Raw genomic sequence first — 18758 nt, forward strand, 5'->3', positions numbered from 1 at the left:
CCTCGCCTCTCAAGAGCTTCCACTCCCAATCGGAGACGGCGACGATTGTTCCTGACGGACCGGATCGGCAGCCGCTCAGGCGGCGACGCTATCGGCCGCGAGCAGCGTCCGCAGGTCCCGCGCAGGAACCGGCCTGCTGAACAGGTAGCCCTGCATCTGCGTGCAGCCGAGCATCTGCACGGTGTCGCGCTGCTGGTCGGTCTCGACGCCCTCGGCGGTGGTGATCATGTTGCGGTCGGCTGCGATCGAAACCACGGCGCGGATGATCGAGGCCGAGCCGCTGTTGCGGGTCACTTCCTTGACGAAGCTGCGGTCGATCTTGATCTTGTCGAACGGGAAGCGCTGCAGATATTGCAGCGACGAGTAGCCGGTGCCGAAATCGTCGAGCGCGATGTGGACACCGAGCGCACGGAGCTGGCCCAGCGTGACCAGCGCCGCATCGTCGTCAGCGATCAGCACCGCCTCGGTAATCTCGAGCTCAAGCCTTCGCGGGTCGAGCCCGCTCTCGGCGAGCGCGTTTGCGACCTTCAGCGCCAGCGTCTCCGACTTGAACTGGACCGGGGAAACGTTGACCGCGAGGCGCACATGCGCCGGCCAGGCCGCCGCCTCGGCACAGGCGGTGCGCAGCACCCATTGCCCGATCTCCTCGATCAGGCCGGTTTCCTCGGCAACCGGCACGAATTCCACCGGCGAGATCATGCCGCGCACCGGATGCTGCCAGCGCAATAGCGCCTCGCAGCCGGTCACCTCGTCGCTGCGCAGGTCGACCAGCGGCTGATAATGCAGCTCGAAGTCGCCCTCGGCCAACGCGGTCCGCAGATCGGCCTCCAGCGCGCGGCGCAGATTGGCCTGCGCCTCCATCGCCGGATCGAAGAAGCGATGGGTCCTGCGGCCCGCCGCCTTGGCGGCGTACATCGCAAGGTCGGCACATTTGAGCAGGCGGAACAGGTCGGAGCCGTGGCGCGGGGCGATCGCAATGCCGATGCTGGCGTCGCTCGACAAATGATGGCCGAGGCAGTCGAACGGCGTGCGCAGCGACTGATAGATGCGCGCGACCAGGTCGCTGACATCGTCGTCCGAGGTGATGTCGTGCTGGACGATCGCGAACTCGTCGCCGCCGAGCCGCGCGATGAAGTCGTTCGATCCGACCGCCAGACGCAGCTTCTCGGCGACGCGCCGCAGGAACTCATCGCCGATCAGATGGCCCAGCGTGTCGTTGATCCGCTTGAACTCGTCGATGTCGATGTAATGGATGGCGAACTCGCGCGTGGCGGCCTCGAGCAGCAGCCCTTCCGCGTGGCGCTGGAACAGCGTCCGGTTCGGCAGATTGGTCAGCGCATCGTAATGCGCGAGATACTCGATCCGCGCCTGCGCACGCCGTCCATCGGTGACGTCCTCGAGCGTGGTGGCCCAGCCGCCGTCGGGCGCACGCTTGTAGATCAGTCGGATGCTGCGACCGTCAGGCGTCATGATCACGGAGTCGCGGACCTCATCGCCCCTCGGATTGGTGAAGCGGGCGCAGTACTCATCGACGTCGCCGACAAACGAGCCGATCGCCTGGCGATGCAGGATCAGGTCGCGCAGATGGCAGCCTGGCCTCGCGACATCAGGCGAAAGGCCGAACATGTCGATATATTGCTGGTTGCAGATCACGAGCCGCGCCGAGGCGTCGAACAGCAGCAGCCCCTGCGTCATGGTGTTGATCGCGGTGTCGAGGTGCTGGCTCTTCTCGGACAGCCGGCGGCTTGCCGCATCATGCTGCCGCTGCAGCTGGCGCACGATCAGGAAGACCGCGAAGCTGATGATCAGGACCGCCAACACGGCTGCGCAGAATTGCAGTTTGGTCTGGGCGCGCCAGTCCTCCAGCGCGCTCGATGTTTTCGTGGTAGCGAGGATCAGGATTGGAAAATGCGACAGCGATCTGACCGCGCCGACGTTCTCCTCGCCCGAAGCGCCAACGAACCGTCCCGACGTGTTGCCGCCAAAGCTGATGACCTTTTGGAACACCGGCAGGTTGATGATGTTGCGGCCGATCACGCCGGCATCCTGCGGATAGCGTGCGATGATGGTGCCGTCGCGGTGGATCATCGAAATCACGGTGTCGCCGCTCAGTGCCAGCGAGGCCACGAAATCCTCGAAATGGCTCGGCTCGACGCCGCGGCTTGCGAAGCCGATGATCTCGCCGTTGCGCCCGGTGATCTTGCGCGCGAAGATCGTGGTCCAGTTGCCGCTCACCTTGCTCATTGCGGGCTCGACGATCACGGGCGAGGTCGGGCGTCCCGAGGTGAACTCCTGGAAATAGCGCCGGTCCGCAACGCTGATGTCGGGCACCGGCCACATCTCGGATGAGTTGATCAGCCATCCCTTGGCGTTGAACAGATTGAGCCCGCCGACATGCGGCAGCGCCGCCAGCCGCGTGCGCAGCATCTCGTGCGCGCTCAAGAGCGACATGTTCTTTTCGAACTGATCGGCGGTCTCGACCTGCTCGGCCCGCAGATAATTCACGATGTCGTCGTGGACATGCTGGAGGTCGGTAAGCTGCTGGTCGAAATGCCGCGACAGCAGCAGCGCGGTGTTGTTGAGCTCGCGCTCGGACATCTCCAGCGCGCGCTCGCGAAACTGCAGCGCGAGATAGCCGGTGCCAAGCGTGATGGCGAGCACCAGCAGCGCGGCACTCAGGACGAGCGACTGGATGGCGCCCATCCTGCTGGCGCGCAACACACCTTTGATCGACAGCCGCCGGTATTCCGGCACGCTGCTCGTTGAGACAACCGACATTTTCCTGCCCCTGTGGATGCCCTTGTACGGGAACACAACCCAAGGGGTGGTTAGGAAAATCAGTTATCGGACGGTTAAGGCCAGCGTGGACTCGCGCGCAACCGGCCCCTCGGCCGCTCCATGCTCACGAGTTGCAGCAGGCCGAGGCCCCGGGCGGCGCGGCCTGGGGCTGTGGAGCACAACACGCGCTCTGTTTCTCTTCCTGCTTCTCGTGCGCGACACGCGCGGTCCGCTCGCCGGTGCCGTCGCCATAGACGATGCTCTCACCGGTCGTATGGAACGTCTCCCAGGCGATCCCCGCGGGATCGTCGATCCACGACTTCTCCGACTTGGCATAGCAGCACACCGTCTGGCCCTGCTCGATGACCTCGCCGCCGGCCTTGCGCAGCCGTCCGTACACTTCGCCGAGCTCCTCCGCGCTCTCGACCTGAATGCCGAGATGGTCCAGGCCCGGTTCGCGGCCGCGGGTCGAGATCGCGAAGTTGACGCGGGGATCGTCGAGCATCCATTTGGCATAGTCGGATTTCACGACCGTCGGCTCGGCCGCGAACAGCGCCGAGTAGAAGCCGACCGATTGCGGGATGTCCTTGACGGCGACGTGAACATGCATGCGCTTCATGGTGCAGTCCCTTTAGGGCGGCGACGCTGGATGGATATTCCATCCCAAGCATGCTCAGATATCAACAGCGTTACAACAGGAGTTCTGCTGCGGAATGGATGCGCTGACGCTGTTCGGGTTATTCGCCGTGACCATGATGCTCGTCTGCTATGCGGCCGAAGATCGCAGCCCCTGGTTCATCCTGGCCTTCGCTGTCTCCTGCGCGCTCGGCTCGGCCTACGGTTTCCTGCAGGGCGCCTGGCCGTTCGGCCTCGTCGAAGCGATCTGGGCGGTCGTCGCGGCGCGCCGATGGTCGATGCGCCGAGCCGCAGGCAGCGCGTAACGTTATAGTATCCACGGCCAATCTGTCGCGGACCCGAACTTGAATGCGCGCGGGCACGGCGCTAAGTAGGCCCCATGGACGCTTCGCGCACCATGATTCAGTCTTCTCCTCACGCAACGGGATCGCGCCGCTGGCGCAGCCTGCTTGCGGGACTGATTTCGCTTGCGCTGGTGCTGTCGTTCTTCCACGGCTGGACCTCCGACGGCGATGCCGACGCGGCTCCCGGCTTCTCGATCGCGCAGCCGATCAACGACGCCGGCGGCAAGGCTCCGGCGCATCCGGCCTCGCCTCACGGCGACCATTGCCTGACGCACGTCGCGTCCGTGGCTCCGCAGGAGACCGCGTTCCCGATCGCCTATGCGCCGCATAGCTATGGCCACAGCAGCACTGAGCTGCCCGCTTCGGCCGACCGCCTCTCTCCCTTCAAGCCACCCCGCGCCTGATCCGGTCGGCATGACCGGCCGTGCGCTGCTGCCATGAGCCAGCGCACGCTTCCGCACAGATCGATGTCGCGACAGCGCAGGGCCATAGGCCTGCGCTGCGGAGAGGCGCATATGAAACGGGTTGTTCTATTTTTCGCCGGCGTGGCCGCCGGCATTGCACTGGTCGTTGTGGCGGCCGGATGGATCGGCTGGCCGGTCAGGTTCCCGGCCGCGACGCAGGAGACTGCGACGACAGGCACAAAGACCGAGGCCCGGCACGAGGCCCCCGGACATATCGAGCTGAGTGAAGACCAGGTTCGCGAAGCCGGCATCACGTTCGCGCAAGCCAGCGGCGGCATGCTGAAGCGGCATTTCCTCGCGCCGGGATCGCTGATCCCCGATGCGGATCACATCGGCCGGGTCTCGGTGCGCGTGCTTGCGACGGTCACGGAGCTGCGCAAGCGCCTCGGCGATGTCGTCGAGAAGGGCGAGATCGTCGCCGCGATCGAAAGCCGCGAGGTAGCCGACGCCAAGAGCGAATACCTCGCCGCGCGGCTCACCAACGATCTGCAGCAGACCCTCTACGCGCGGCAGAAGACGCTGGTCGAGACCCGCATCGTGTCGGAGAACGAGTTCCTGCGGACGCGGCTGACCGCGAACGATGCCCAGATCAAGCTCGACGGCGCCCGGCAGAAGCTGTTTGCGCTGGGCCTCTCGGAGAGCGAGATTGCCGATCTGCCGAACCAGCCCCCAGAGAGCCTGCGGACGCAGTTTTTGCGCGCGCCGATCAGCGGCCGGGTGTCCGAACGGCGCGTCGATCTCGGCGGATTGATCGGGCGCGAGGGTCAGGAGAGCGAGCTCTATGTCATCGTCAATCTCGATGACATCTGGGTCGACCTCGCGGTCTCCCCCGAAGATATCGGCGCGGTTCGCGAAGGCGTTTCGGTGAAAATCCGCGCCATCGGCACCGAGGATGAAGCCAATGCCGGCGTGATCTTCGTCAGCCCCCTGCTCGACCGCGAGACCCGCAACGCGCGCGTGATCGCGACCATGCCCAACAAGGACCACCGCTGGAAGCCGGGCACCTTCGTCACCGCGGAGGTCCCGCTGTCGGGCGCGCCGTCGACCGTGATCGTTTCGAAGAAGGCGCTTCAAACCATCAAGGGAACGCCGACCGTGTTCGTGCGCGATGCCGACGGCTTCGAGGCGAGATCGGTGCGCACCGGCCGCGAGGACGACGACGATATCGAGATCGTTGCCGGCCTGTCAGCCGGCGAGACCATCGCGGTGCAGAACACCTTCACGCTGAAGGCGGAGTTCGAGAAGGACGAGGCGGAGCACGACCATGATTGAGCGCATCATTGGTCTTGCGATCCAGCGGCGCTGGGTGGTCGTCACATTGGCGGCGATCCTGATGTTCCTCGGCGGCCTTGCGCTGTCCAGGCTGCCGATCGACGCAGTGCCCGACATCACCAACAAGCAGGTCCAGATCAACACCGTGGCCCCGGCGCTGTCGCCCGCGGAAATCGAGAAGCAGATCACGTTCCCGATCGAGACGGCCCTGGCCGGCGCGCCGGGACTCGAGAGCACGCGCTCGCTCTCCCGCAACGGCTTCTCGCAGATCACGGCGGTGTTCAGCGAGGCCACCGACATCTATTTCGCTCGCCAGCAAGTCGGCGAACGCCTGACCGAAGTCCGCGCGCGCCTGCCGCAAGGCATCGAGCCGCGGATCGGCCCGACCTCGACCGGCCTTGGCGAAATCTACATGTGGACCGTCCATTATTCCGGGCAGAAGGTGCAGGCCGACGGCGCGCCGGGCCTGCAAAGCGACGGCCGCTTCCTGACGGCGGACGGCCAGATGCTGCAGAGCGAGGTCGAGAAGGACGCCTATCTGCGCACCGTACAGGACTGGATCATCAAGCCGCAGATCAAGATGGTGCCTGGCGTCGCCGGCGTCGATACGATCGGCGGATACCTCAAGCAGTATCAGGTCCATCCCGATGCGGCGAAGCTGATCGCGCTCGGCCTCACCTTTGCCGACGTTGCCAAGGCGATCGAGACCAACAATGTCAGCCGCGGCGCGCGCTACATCGAGCGCAACGGCGAAGGGTTTGTGGTGCGCTCCGGCGGCCGGCTCGAGAACATCGACGAGCTCGGCGCCGTCGTCGTCACTACCCGCGGCGGCGTCCCGGTCCGGATCCGCGACCTCGCGACGCTTTCGATCGGCGGCGAGACGCGCACCGGCAGCGCCAGCGAGAACGGCCGCGAGGTCGTGGTCGGCACGGCCCTGATGCTGATCGGCGCCAACAGCCGCACGGTGTCGGCCGCGGTCGACGCCAAACTGCGGACAATCATGCCGTCCTTGCCGGCCGGCATCGAGGTCAAGACGGTGCTGGATCGCACTCAGCTGGTCGATGCGACGATCGGCACCGTGGCGCGCAACCTCAGTGAAGGCGCACTGCTCGTGATCGCCGTGCTGTTCGTGCTGCTCGGCAATTTCCGCGCGGCATTGATCACGGCGCTGGTGATCCCGGTCGCGATGCTGATGACGGCGATCGGCATGTGGCAGGGCCGGATCAGCGCCAATCTGATGAGCCTCGGCGCGCTGGATTTCGGCCTGATCGTCGACGGCGCCGTGATCATCACCGAGAACAGTCTGCGTCACCTCGCCGAGAAGCAGCATGCGCTTGGCCGCGTGCTGACGCGCGACGAACGGCTGGCGACGGTGCGGGCGTCCGCCGTGGAAATGGTCCAGCCGAGCCTCTATGGCCAGGCCATCATCCTCCTGGTCTATGTGCCGCTGCTGACCTTCACCGGCGTCGAAGGCAAGATGTTCGAGCCGATGGCGCTGACCGTGATCCTCGCGCTCGCCGCCGCCTTCGTGCTGTCGCTGACACTGGTTCCGGCGCTGATCGCGATCGGCATCACCGGTCGCGTGCAGGAGCAGGAAAACCGACTCGTTGCGGCGCTGAAGCGCTGCTACAGCCCGCTGCTCCGGCGCGCGGTTGCAACGCCTATCCCGGTCATCGCGGTGGCGGTCGTGCTGTTCGCCACCGCCCTGTTCGGGTTCTTCCGCCTCGGCCAGGAGTTCATCCCCTCGCTCGACGAGAAGAACATCGCCATGCACGCGCTCAGGATTCCGAGTACGGCGCTGTCGCAGTCGCAGGCGATGCAGCTGTCGGTCGAGAAGACCGTCAGCCGCTTTCCGCAGGTGTCATTCGTCTTCTCCAAGACCGGCACCGCGGAGGTGGCGAGCGATCCGATGCCGCCGAACGCGTCCGACACCTTCATCATCCTGAAGCCGCGCGAGCAGTGGCCGGATCCATCGCTGACCAAGGAGCAACTGATCGAGGACATCTCGAAGGCGGTCGGCCGGCTGCCCGGCAACGTCTATGAATTCACCCAGCCGATCCAGATGCGCTTCAACGAACTGCTCGCCGGCGTTCGCGGCGATATCGCGGTCAAGGTGTTCGGTGACGAGTTCGGGCCGATGCAGAAAGCCGCTAACCAGATTGCTGCCGCGCTGCGCAGCGTGCGCGGCGCGACCGACGTCAAGGTCGAACAGGCTGGCGGCCTGCCCGTGCTCGAGATCAAGGTCGACAAGGCTGCGATCGCCCGGCGCGGCCTCAGCGTCTCGGCCGTGCAGGACGTGATCGGCGCCGCGGTCGGCGGTCAGGATGCCGGCGTCGTCTACGAGGGCGATCGCAGCTTCGACATCGTGGTGCGATTGCCGGAGAGCGTGCGCTCCGATCTCGAGGCGTTGAGCAATTTGCCGGTCGCGTTGCCGAAGGCGACGCCGAGTTCGCCGGTGCAGAGCTTGCCGCTCAACCGCGTCGCCCAGTTTTCCTTCACCGAGGGGCCGAACCAGATCAGCCGCGAGAACGGCAAGCGCCGCATCGTGGTGACAGCCAATGTTCGCGGCCGCGATCTCGGCTCGGTGGTCGAGGAAGCCCAGGCAAGAGTCGCGCAATCCGTGCAGCTGCCGCCGGGTTATTGGATGACTTGGGGCGGCCAGTCGGAAAATCTCGCCGCAGCGCGCCAGCGCCTGGCCGTCGTGGTGCCGGCCTGTTTTGCGATGATCTTCCTGTTGCTGCTGGCGGCGATGGGCTCGGCCCGCGACGCGCTGCTGGTGTTCAGCGCGGTGCCGCTGGCGCTCACCGGCGGCATCGCCGCACTTTGGCTGCGCGGCATGCCGTTCTCGATCTCGGCGGCGGTCGGCTTCATCGCACTGTCGGGCGTTGCGGTGCTGAACGGGCTCGTGATGCTGAGCTTCGTCCGGCAGTTGCGCGAACGCGGCGTGCCGATGCGGGAAGCCATCGAGCAAGGCGCCCTCACCCGCTTCCGCCCCGTGGTGATGACCGCGTTGGTGGCCTCGCTCGGCTTCGTGCCGATGGCGTTCGCCACCGGCACCGGCGCCGAGGTGCAGAAGCCGCTCGCCACCGTCGTGATCGGCGGCCTGATCAGCGCGACCCTGCTGACGCTTGCCGTGCTGCCGGCGCTCTATGCCCGGTACGGGCATGCCGGCAGCGCTGCGCGCAATGAGAGAACGGCGGTTCAACCTGCGGAATGACGGTGTGCTGACCGGCAATCCGCGGGAAAAATCCGGCCGTTACAGCGCCGAACAAGCGCTGTAACATTTCTGTCATGTGGCAAAACTAAACGAAGGCTGCGGCGGGCTGCCGCGGGGCTTCATCAGGGGGAATAACACTATGCGTCGTGCCATTACCTTACTGTCCGCGAGCATGATCGCGCTTTCGGCGGGCGCCGCCTCGGCGCAGAACGCCAAGCCCCGCAACCTCATCCTGTTCGTCCCCGACGGCCTGCGCGGCGGCATCGTGACGCCGGAGACGACGCCGGCCATGGCCGAGATCCGCGACAAGGGCGTCAACTTCAAGAATTCGCACTCGCTGTTCCCGACCTTCACGATGGCGAACAGCTCGGCGCTGTCGACCGGCCACTACCTCGGCGACACCGGCACCTTCTCCAACACGATCTACACCGGCTACACCTCGGTGCCCGCCGGCGACACCGTGGTCCCCTTCATCGAGAACGACGCGGTGCTCGCCGACGTCGACGATCACTTCAACGGCGACTACCTCAACGAGGAGACGCTGCTGAAGATGGCCCGCGGCCAGGGTTTCAGCACCGCCGCCATCGGCAAGGTCGGCCCGACCCTGCTGTTCGACCACACCGATCGCGGCAAGAACACGATCGTGGTCGACGATTCCACCGGCGGCAAGACCGGCGTGCCGCTCTCCGACGAGATGAAGGAAGCCCTGACCAAGGCCGGCCTGCCGCTCGCGACCCCGAGCCGCGGCGACAACGCCAAGGCCGGCGACGCCAAGACGCCCGGCACCACCGTCGCCAACGTCGCCCAGCAGGCCTACATGGCCGACGTCGCGACCAAGGTCGTGCTGCCGATGTTCAAGGCGCGCAACAAGCCGTTCGTGCTGGTGTTCTGGTCGCGCGATCCGGACGGCAGCCAGCACAACACCGGCGACAGCCTCAACACCATCACCCCCGGCATCAACGGCCCGACCTCGATGGCCGGCATCAGGAACGCCGACAACAATCTCGCGCAGCTGCGCAAGGCACTCGACGAGCTCGGGCTTTCCGCCGACACCAACATCATGATCTCCTCCGACCACGGCTTCTCGACCATCTCGAAGGAGAGCAAGACCAGCCCCTCGGCCAAGATCGCCTATAGCGACACGCCGAAGGATTTCCTGCCGATGGGCTTTCTGGCGATCGACCTCGCCAGGGCGCTGGACCTGCCGCTGTTCGACCCCAACGACAAGAACGCGAAGGTCGCCGACAATGCCCACCCGAAGGCCGGCAACGGCGTGCTCGGCCAGGATCCGGCCAAGCCTGACGTCGTGATCGCGACCAATGGCGGCTCGGATCTGATCTATCTGCCGAACCGCGACAAGAAGCTCGCCGACCGCGTCATCAAGGCGCTGCTCGAGCAGGACTATGTCAGCGGCCTGTTTGTCGACGACAAGCTCGGCACCTTCCCCGGCACGCTGCCGATGTCGAACCTCAATCTGAAGGGCAAGGCGGTGACGCCGAACCCATCGATCGTGGTCAATTTCCGCTCCTGGTCGAGCGGCTGCGAGATCCCGACCAACTGCTCGGTGCAGATCGCCGACACCGTGCTGCGCCAGGGCCAGGGCATGCATGGCAGCTTCAGCCGTGGCGACACCTTCAACTTCACCGCGGCGATCGGCCCCGACTTCAAGGCGGGCTATGTCGATCCGCTGCCGGTCAGCAACGCCGATGTCGGCATGACCGCGGCCCAGCTGCTCGGCCTGCGCGCGCCGAACAATGGCGGCCTGATCGGCCGGGTGATGTCGGAGGCGCTGCCGAACGGCATCGTGCCGAAGATGGCCGAGGGCACCATCATGTCGAAGAAGGCGTCGGCCAACGGCCTGCGCACCGTGCTGAAATTCCAGCGTGTGCTCTCAACCCGCTATTTCGACGTCGCCGGGTTTCCGGGGCGGACGCTCGGGCTCGAGGAAACCGGCCGCAAACAGAAAACGGCGGGGAAGTAATCCCCGCCGCTCTGCTCGAATTCCAGTCACGCGGGATGATGGTTTACATCATTCCGATGTCGAACACGTTGGGGAGCTGCGCCGCGAGCGGCAGCGCAGTCGCGCCGACCAGCGTCGCCACCATCGCCGCCAGCGCGCGGCCGGTGCGACGCTGACCGCGCATCTGGCTCGCGATCCACTCCAGGACCTTGGTGTCCATCTTGGCGCCCTGCCTCGGCGCCCAGCGATCGATCTCGGTGTCGGGCGACAGCGCCACCGTGCGCGGCGGCACCGGCAGGCCGGACTCGGAGGCGGCATGATGGGCGATCGCCTTGGCGAGCAGATCGTCGAACCGGCCGCCATCGCTGCGCTCGGCAGCGGCCTCGTTGATCGCGAACAGCGCCTCGATCTCGGCCCGGCTGACCGGCTGATGCTCGACCGCGGCCGCCGTCAGGATGCGCGCGCACCAGGCAGCGTCATCGGCATCGAGCGACCGGGAGAAATGGATGCGGCCCTTGGTGGTCGGGCCTTCGCCGGTGATCACGCCGTCGCGCACGATGGTGAGCGCATGGGCGGCGGTCTTGCGGCAGGACGGATGCAACGCACCGCTGAGAGGCTCAGCGGTCTTGGTACTTGGGGTAGACATTGTGGGAGCTTTCAATTCCTATCTCAGGCCAGCTTTTCCATGCGGGCGTAAACGAGTGGTTAATGATTCGGAACTTGCGTTCCGAGATTTTTAGATGGTTGCTATTTGGTCGATTTAAACGTCGTCACGGTTCAGTCCTATAGCAGCCGGGGCCGGCGTGATGACGGCGATAAGCGGCATTATCTGGGCATTTCCAAGCCTTTGTGCCGCAGCTGATATTTCGCCGCAGGGATCCGGATCAAAACAAGTTGCTTGGAATTCCACCCTCAAGGAGAAATGTTTCACCTTTTTTCAGAACCCGTTCACTTAAGCCTTATCCCGTCCTATACTGGAACGGACAGCCTCAAATACAAATTCAACTGTGACTTCAAAGAGATGAGGTAAAATCATGACACTTCCGATTGGCGCGACCGCACCGGACTTCGAAGCCCAGACCACTGAGGGCAAGATCAAGTTCCACGACTGGATCGGCGACAGCTGGACCCTGCTGTTCTCCCATCCGAAGGACTTCACCCCGGTCTGCACGACCGAGCTCGGCGCGCTTGCCAAGCTGAAACCGGAATTCGACAAGCGCGGCATCAAGCTGATCGGCCTTTCGGTCGATCCCGCCGATCGCCACGCCAAATGGGCCGAGGATATCCTGGAGACGCAGGGGGCGGCCCCGAACTATCCGCTGATCGCCGACACCGACTTCAACGTCTCCAAGCTCTATGAGATGCTGCCTGCCTCGACGTCCGGCGACCCCCTCACCCGCACGCCGGCGGACAACCAAACGGTCCGCAACGTCTTCATCATCGGCCCCGACAAGAAGATTAAGCTGGTGCTGGTCTATCCGATGACCACGGGTCGGAACTTCCAGGAGATCCTGCGCGTCATCGACTCGCTGCAACTCACCGCCAAGCACCGCGTCGCCACCCCTGCCGACTGGAAGCAGGGCGAGGACGTGATCATCGCGGGCTCGGTCAGCAACGACGAGGCCAAGACGATCTATCCGCAGGGCTGGAAAGAACCGAAGCCCTACATCCGCATCGTGCCGCAGCCGAAGTAACGGCCGGCACGCAGCGTCCGGGTGGCCCGCGCACAGCCTGTTATCGTCTGGTTTCGTGACGATCTGCGGCTGTCGGATCACCCGGCCCTCTACGAAGCAGCCAGCCGCGGCGCACCCGTGGTTGGTCTCTATGTCCGCGACGACGAAAGCCGTGCCCTGAAACCTCCAGCCGCACGCTCCCTTGGGGGCGCGACGCGCTGGTGGCTGGCGCAATCGCTGCGTGCACTCGGCAAGAGCCTCAAGGCGATCGGCGGCACGCTGGTGCTGCGCACCGGACCGGCCGCCTCCGTGATCGCCACACTGGCGCGCGAAATCAACGCGGGCGCCGTGTTCTGGAACGACATCGCGCAGGCACCGCATCAGGCGATTGCCGCAGACCTCGAATCCGCGCTCGCAATTGACGGCATCGCTTGGCAGATTTTTCCCGGCGACCTGCTCGTCGATCCCAAGGCGATCCGCAACAAGGACAACCGGGCCTTGCGCGTGTTCACGCCGTTCTGGCGGCGCGTCCAAGGCCTCGGCGATCCGCCAAAGCCGTTGCCGGCGCCGAAGAAGCTTACATCCATCCGCGGCATCGCGAGCGACCCCCTCGGCGATTGGAAGCTCGAGCCTGACCGGCCGGATTGGGCCGGCGGCCTGCGCGAGACCTGGACACCCGGTGAAGCCGCTGCGCAGGCGCGGCTGAAGCGATTCCTCGATGAGGGGATCAGCGGCTACACCGGCGACCGCGACCGGCCCGACCGCGACGGCACCTCGCGCCTGTCGCCGCATCTGCGCTTCGGCGAGATCAGCCCGCGGCAGGTCTGGCATGCGGCACGCTTCGCCGCCGCCGAAGACTCGCGCCTTGCCGGCGACATCGACAAGTTCCTCAGCGAGCTCGGCTGGCGCGAATTCTGCCGCGATCTGCTGTTCGACATCCCCGACCTGGCGCAGCGCAACCTGCAGGAGCACTTCAATGCCTTCCCGTGGAAGCGCGACGCCCGCGCGCTGGAGGCCTGGCAGCGCGGACTCACCGGCTATCCGATCGTCGATGCTGGCATGCGCGAGCTCTGGCACAGCGGCGTGATGCACAACCGGGTGCGGATGGTGGCGGCCTCGTTCCTGGTCAAGCACCTCCTGATCGACTGGCGCACAGGCGAACAATGGTTCTGGGATACGCTGGTCGATGCCGATGCCGGCTCCAACCCGGCGAACTGGCAATGGGTCGCGGGCTGCGGCGCCGACGCCGCGCCCTATTTCCGCGTCTTCAATCCGGTCCTGCAGGGCAAGAAATTCGATCCCGACGGCTGCTATGTCAGGCGCTGGGTGCCGGAGCTCTCGCAGCTCTCCAACGACCTGATCCACCAGCCCTGGACAGCAACACCGATCGAGCTGGCGAGCGCCGGCATCGAACTCGGCAAGACCTACCCGCCGCCGATCGTCGATCACAAAAAGAGCCGCGAACGCGCGCTTGCAGCTTACGCGAAGATCCGTCGCAGCGATTAAGCGCGGCGATTGACCAGCAGCACCGCCGCGGCGCAGGCGGCCATGCCGGCAATGGCGACATGATCTAGTCGCTCGTCGAACAGGATGTAGGCCATCAGCGCGGTCACCGCCGGCACCAGATAGAACAGGCTCGCGACCGAGGTCGCGGCGTGGTGACGGATCAGCCAGTACAACAGCCCGATCGAGCCGATCGACAGTGCGAACACCAGCCAGGCCAGCGCCAGCACGAACTCGCCGGTCCAATGCACGACATTGGTCTCGAACACAAAGGCGCCGATGCCGAAGAAGATCGTCACCGCGATGTACTGTACCAGATTGCCGGCGCGCCAGTCGATCCGGTTGCAATAGCGCCGTTGATAGAGCGTGCCCAGCGTAATGCTGATCAGCGAGACGCCTGAGGCGAGCCAGCCCCACCCCGCCTCGCCCGTCATCGGCCGGTTGTGCAGGATCAAGACGACGCCGGCGAGGCCGAGCACCAGCCCGCCCCATTGCACCGGCGTGACGCGCTCGCCCAGCCAGCGGTTGGCAAGGGTCGAGGTCAGGATCGGCTGCAGGCCCGGGATCAAGGCCGACAGCCCGGCCGGAACCGAATGCGCGATCGCAATCGCGGTGCCGCCGAGATAGAAGCCGTGCACCAGGATGCCGGCGACCGCGCTGTGGAAGATGCCTGTCCGGTCCGGCCAGTTCGGCCGCGCGATCGCGGCGATGACCGCCATCACCACAACCACGAACGTCATCCGGATCGCCAGATAGGTCAGCGGCTCCGCATTGTTGATGACGTATTTGGTGCCGATGAATCCGGTGCTCCACAGCACGACAAAGATCGCCGGCGCCAGACGAGCGGCAGTTTCCTCGAAGCTCTTGTTCATTGCAGGCCGTCATTGCCTGAAGATGAGGCAGCCAGCAATCGCGAATTTAACGAGGGTGGCGGGCGAGCCCGCGGCTGTAAGCAGGTGGCGCCTCACCCACAGTGTCGTCCCTGCGAAAGCAGGGACGACACTCCGCGGCGGATGTTGTGAAAGGGACTCGTCGTTCCAGCGGCCTTCAACGATAACCATCGGTGGTTATGGGTCCCTGCTTTCGCAGGGACGACACTGAATGTGTTGCACGGTCTGCTAGCCACACATTCGCATTCTCGCGACATTGCCGATGACACGAGACCACTCTGACCTTGCAGACGCTCGCGGACCCAACGCCTGTCGCTGCCAATCACGACGATTTGTCCTCAGGGATGCCATGCGCGTTTATCGGATGCGACATGCCGCCCTCACCGATACGCTTCGGTGGAATCTCGCAGCCGTCGGTCGCGGCACGTTCCGGATTGCACTGGAATCTACCGTCGCCGAATACCGGCGGCCAAAAACACTGCACAAGAAGAGCCGGCCACGAGCCGGACAAGAAGAAAAACAATGGATCAAGTGGCGTTGGTCGTCGTTCGGGCGGTCGAGAGCGGCGCGACGACGACGAAAGATATTATCGGCGTGACCAGATTGTCGCGCCTCAAGGTCGAGCGTGCACTGAGCACGTTGGAGAAGCAGAAGCTGCTCCTCCGCGAACGACAAGGCTCGTGGGCCCTCGGCTTTCCCGTGGCTCCGACGGTCAGGCAGTGTGGATCATGCACCCTCTGCTGCAAGGTGCTTGAGGTGACCGATCTCCGCAAGCCAATGAACACGGTCTGCAACCACATCCTGGCGGGCGGCGGATGCGAGATCTACCACGAGCGTCCCCGGCAGTGCCGGTCATTCAGCTGTGCCTGGCTGCAAGGCCACCTCGATGACGATTGGTTTCCCGAGACCACGGGCATGGTGCCGCATTTCGGGCTCGACGCGCTGAATGTGCAGGTTGACCTCGATGATCCCGACCGCTGGCGCGAGGAACCCTATTTCAGCAAGCTGTGCGAACTTTCGTTGAAGGGCCTCAGGGTAAGTGAAGGGCGGCCGTATGCCACCCTCGTCATCGTCGGTCAGAACCGCTACCTGCTGCTCGGGCGGACCATCGTGCCCGATCCAACGCTGTTCGGCACCGCCTTCGTGCCGATTACGTTCGATACCTTCCGCTACTGGAAGGCAACATCGCTTGAACATCTGCAGCGGTTGAACGATCGCGTCATGGAGATCCAGCGCGTCCAGCAGGAGTTCGGCCATTGCGCCATCCCTGACGACGACGATCCCTCCCCGCCTTACCGGCCGGCTCTGCTCCAACGGTCGAAGGAACTGGGCGTGATACGCACGACGTGACGACAGCCGGACACCAGTTCGTCATCTGAGGTGATACTTCCTGCCGTTGGTGTTCGGGTCGGTATTGTCGCTGGTCGAGAACATCAAGGCCGGGCCGAAGTAATTCCAGGTGTCCCGGTAAAATGCGAATCGGCCGGCGCCCTTGTCGATGATCTCTTGCTGGGCGGTGTTCGCGGGGCCGAGCAGCCGGTCGTCTTCATACAATCGGGCGGTCTCGAGCGTGCCGTCCACGTATTTGACGGGGATGAGATACGCATATCCCTTGTAAAGACGGAAGGCACCACGCAACAGGTTCCTGTCGATCGGACTCGGAGGAACCAGAAAAAGGAATGCACTCGACGCCAAGGCAAAAAGCGTCGATCCGATCGCGATGCGCGTGCTGGCAGATGTCCTCAACGACACTTTTCCCTTGGCTCTTGCTTGCGAGGCTTCCCGCCTTCTGTAGCGCGGGCCTGCAGCGCAGACAACCGACCGGCCGCCGCCACGCCTCGTCGCGAGCCGGATCTGGCTCGCGTTATTCCGCATCGAACGACAATCAGATTGTCGCCGCGCGGCCGGCTGATCCGCCCAGGACTGCCATCAGCACCGTCGCGACGGCGCAGCACGCGAGCGCGACCTCCCAGCCTCCGGTCGCATCATGGGCCAGTCCGGCAAGCGGCGGGCCCGCAGCGGCGAGCGAGTAGCCGAGGCACTGCGCCATGCCCGACAGCGCGGCCGCCTGGTGGCTGTGCGAGGTTCGCAGGCTGACGAATGTCAATCCGAGGATGAAGGCTGCGCCCGCCCCGAAGCCGAAACAGCGCGACCCACAGCATTGCGAGCGACGGAAGCTGCCACAATCCCAGCAGCGAGATGCAGGTCGCAAGCGACACGGCGATCGCGATGCCGCGCTGGTCCTTCATGCGCCGGACCATCGGCCCGAGGATCAAGCCGGGGACCGCGGTCGCCAATTGCAGCACACCGTGCAGCGTACCCGCCGTCGCCGCCGGGTAACCTGCCTGCACGAGGATGGCGGGCAACCATCCGACGATGATGTAGAACACCAGCGAGGTCAGGCCGAGGAAGCCGGTCACCTGCCACGCAAGCAGCGAGTGCCAGATGCGCCCGCGATGCGGCGGCGAGGCCGGCTCGACCGTCGGGGCCGCGTGCGCCCCAAGCTGGGGTGCCCAGGCCATCAGCGCCACCAACGGAAAGATCAGCGTGCTCGCAAGCGAGAGATGCCAGTTCGATCCCGGCAATTGGGCGAGCGGGATGGCCACGACGGATGCGAGCGCCTGGGCCAATGCGGACGTGATCGCGTAAGCGCCGGTCAGGCTGGCGATGCGGGTCGGAAAGTCCCGCTTGAGCAGGCTCGGCAGCAGCACATTTCCAACGGCGATTCCGGCGCCAATGGTGGCGGTGCCGGCGAACAGCGCCCAGACCGGACCGGACGAGCGCAGCGCGATCCCGGCCGCGATGACAAGCAGCGCACCGAACAGCGACCGCTCGATGCCCCATTTGCGCCCGAGCACAGCTGCAACCGGTGAGATCGCCGCGAATGCCAGCAAGGGCAGCGTCGTCAGGATCCCGGCCTCCGCCGCGCTGATCCGGTTGGTCTCACCGATCATGCCGAGCATCGGCGCCACGCCGGTAATGGGCGCGCGAAGCGTCGAGGCGATCAGCAGGATCCCCGTCAACAACGGCCCCTGCCCGCCCAGCGTGCGCATCGGCGCAATCATCGTCATCGCATGCTCCTGGCCATTTGCATCGCCAGGCTATCGACTTGGCTGCCGGAAGAATTTACATATCTGCTCTATCGATCGCTAAATTCGGTCATTCGACGGGTTTCCTGCTCCGTTATGGGCTTTCAACTTCGCTATCCCTGGCCGGACCTTGATCCGGATGACGTCGCGGCGGCGGCCATCGCCGTGCGCCTCGACGTCACCGAAAACAAGGTCGAGGCGGCCGAGCACGCGCACCGGAAGGGACAGCTCGTCTTCGCGCTCGGCGGCGGCGTGATGTGCCGCGTTCCGAACGGGTTGTGGATGGTGCCCCCGCATTGCGGCGTCTGGCTTCCCGGCGGCACGCGCCACACCAATATCGCAACCGCCAATGCGCAGATCTTTTTCGTCTTCATCGAGCCCGGTGCCGCCGACCTGCCCGACCGCTGCTGCACATTGTCGATCTCGCCGTTGCTGCGCGAGCTGATCATTGAGCTTTCCGACCGCATGCAGCACGACGGCGGCAGCGAGACGCTCGTTGCGCAATTGCTGCTGAGCGAATTGCCGCGCATGCCGCTGCAGCAGCTGCATCTGCCGATCTCGCCCGAGCCACGCTTGCGACGGATCGCGGCAGCGCTCGCCGATGATCCGGCCGATCGCCGCACGATGGCCGAATGGGCCGAACGCGTGGCGCTGAGCGAGAGCAGTCTGGCGCGTCTCATCCTGAGAGAAACCGGCCTGACCTTCGGGCGCTGGCGCCAGCAACTGCATTTGATCGTCGCATTGCGCGAGCTCTCCGCCGGCGCGAGCGTACAGCAGGTCTCGTCCGCACTGGGCTATGAGTCCGTCACAGCCTTCATCACCATGTTCAAGAAGGCGCTCGGCAAGCCACCGGCGAAATATCTCAGCGATATCATGCAAGGTAGCGGCTCGGCCTTTGCGGCTGGCGCGCGAATTTAGGAACACCAGTCAGC

Annotated in this window: 15 protein-coding genes; 9 read left to right on the forward strand and 6 right to left on the reverse strand. The window is 65.1% G+C overall.

Features of this window, described 5'->3' with window-relative positions:
* Positions 1-75 precede the first annotated feature (75 nt).
* A complete protein-coding gene (locus ACVWYP_RS29165) occupies positions 76-2778 on the reverse strand; it encodes a bifunctional diguanylate cyclase/phosphodiesterase (protein ID WP_453945976.1) in 2703 nt (900 codons plus the stop codon).
* Between the two features lie 124 nt (positions 2779-2902).
* Entirely contained in the window at positions 2903-3397 is a 495-nt protein-coding gene (locus ACVWYP_RS29170; RefSeq protein WP_304495742.1) for an ArsI/CadI family heavy metal resistance metalloenzyme, read from the reverse strand.
* Between the two features lie 94 nt (positions 3398-3491).
* Between ACVWYP_RS29170 and ACVWYP_RS29175 the strand changes: the two genes are divergently transcribed.
* The 5 genes from ACVWYP_RS29175 to ACVWYP_RS29195 all read left to right on the forward strand — a co-directional run bounded on the left by ACVWYP_RS29175 (position 3492) and on the right by ACVWYP_RS29195 (position 10692).
* On the forward strand, positions 3492-3719 hold the full coding sequence (locus ACVWYP_RS29175) for a hypothetical protein (protein ID WP_304495743.1): 228 nt from the start codon (positions 3492-3494) through the stop codon (positions 3717-3719).
* A 92-nt stretch (positions 3720-3811) separates the two neighbouring features.
* On the forward strand, positions 3812-4162 hold the full coding sequence (locus ACVWYP_RS29180) for a hypothetical protein (RefSeq protein WP_304495744.1): 351 nt from the start codon (positions 3812-3814) through the stop codon (positions 4160-4162).
* Positions 4163-4273: 111 nt separating this feature from the next.
* The gene (locus tag ACVWYP_RS29185) at positions 4274-5494 is read left to right on the forward strand and encodes an efflux RND transporter periplasmic adaptor subunit (RefSeq protein WP_304495745.1); all 1221 of its coding nucleotides are present in this window, start codon (positions 4274-4276) and stop codon (positions 5492-5494) included.
* Complete coding sequence (locus ACVWYP_RS29190) at positions 5487-8711, forward strand: efflux RND transporter permease subunit (protein WP_304495746.1); 3225 nt, start codon at positions 5487-5489, stop codon at positions 8709-8711. The genes ACVWYP_RS29185 and ACVWYP_RS29190 overlap by 8 nt, the downstream gene beginning before the upstream one ends.
* A gap of 139 nt (positions 8712-8850) precedes the next feature.
* Positions 8851-10692, forward strand: a complete 1842-nt coding sequence (locus tag ACVWYP_RS29195) for an alkaline phosphatase family protein (protein WP_304495747.1) — start codon at positions 8851-8853, stop codon at positions 10690-10692.
* Between the two features lie 43 nt (positions 10693-10735).
* Here ACVWYP_RS29195 and ACVWYP_RS29200 read toward each other — a convergent pair whose 3' ends face one another.
* Entirely contained in the window at positions 10736-11317 is a 582-nt protein-coding gene (locus tag ACVWYP_RS29200) for a hypothetical protein (RefSeq protein WP_304495748.1), read from the reverse strand.
* Positions 11318-11705: 388 nt separating this feature from the next.
* Here ACVWYP_RS29200 and ACVWYP_RS29205 point away from each other — a divergent pair, with 388 nt between their 5' ends.
* Both ACVWYP_RS29205 and ACVWYP_RS29210 read left to right on the forward strand, forming a co-directional pair.
* Positions 11706-12365, forward strand: coding sequence for a peroxiredoxin (locus ACVWYP_RS29205; protein ID WP_028339223.1), 660 nt, complete (start codon positions 11706-11708; stop codon positions 12363-12365).
* Between the two features lie 21 nt (positions 12366-12386).
* Entirely contained in the window at positions 12387-13850 is a 1464-nt protein-coding gene (locus tag ACVWYP_RS29210; protein ID WP_304495749.1) for a cryptochrome/photolyase family protein, read from the forward strand.
* On the opposite strand, the gene ACVWYP_RS29215 is transcribed toward ACVWYP_RS29210, so the two are convergent.
* Positions 13847-14719 (reverse strand): DMT family transporter, encoded by an 873-nt coding sequence (locus ACVWYP_RS29215; protein WP_304495750.1) that lies wholly within the window; start codon positions 14717-14719, stop codon positions 13847-13849. The two genes, ACVWYP_RS29210 and ACVWYP_RS29215, sit on opposite strands and share 4 nt — an antisense overlap.
* Positions 14720-15259: 540 nt before the next feature.
* Here ACVWYP_RS29215 and ACVWYP_RS29220 point away from each other — a divergent pair.
* The gene (locus ACVWYP_RS29220) at positions 15260-16087 is read left to right on the forward strand and encodes a YkgJ family cysteine cluster protein (RefSeq protein WP_304495751.1); all 828 of its coding nucleotides are present in this window, start codon (positions 15260-15262) and stop codon (positions 16085-16087) included.
* A gap of 21 nt (positions 16088-16108) precedes the next feature.
* Here ACVWYP_RS29220 and ACVWYP_RS29225 read toward each other — a convergent pair whose 3' ends face one another.
* Both ACVWYP_RS29225 and ACVWYP_RS29230 read right to left on the reverse strand, forming a co-directional pair.
* Positions 16109-16483 (reverse strand): hypothetical protein, encoded by a 375-nt coding sequence (locus tag ACVWYP_RS29225; RefSeq protein ID WP_225161787.1) that lies wholly within the window; start codon positions 16481-16483, stop codon positions 16109-16111.
* 239 nt (positions 16484-16722) lie between these two features.
* Complete coding sequence (locus tag ACVWYP_RS29230) at positions 16723-17808, reverse strand: MFS transporter (RefSeq protein ID WP_456684233.1); 1086 nt, start codon at positions 17806-17808, stop codon at positions 16723-16725.
* 114 nt (positions 17809-17922) lie between these two features.
* Here ACVWYP_RS29230 and ACVWYP_RS29235 point away from each other — a divergent pair, with 114 nt between their 5' ends.
* Positions 17923-18744 (forward strand): AraC family transcriptional regulator, encoded by an 822-nt coding sequence (locus ACVWYP_RS29235; protein ID WP_304495753.1) that lies wholly within the window; start codon positions 17923-17925, stop codon positions 18742-18744.
* The last annotated feature ends 14 nt before the right edge of the window (positions 18745-18758 follow it).

It is taken from the genome of Bradyrhizobium sp. USDA 3262 (assembly GCF_054060035.1).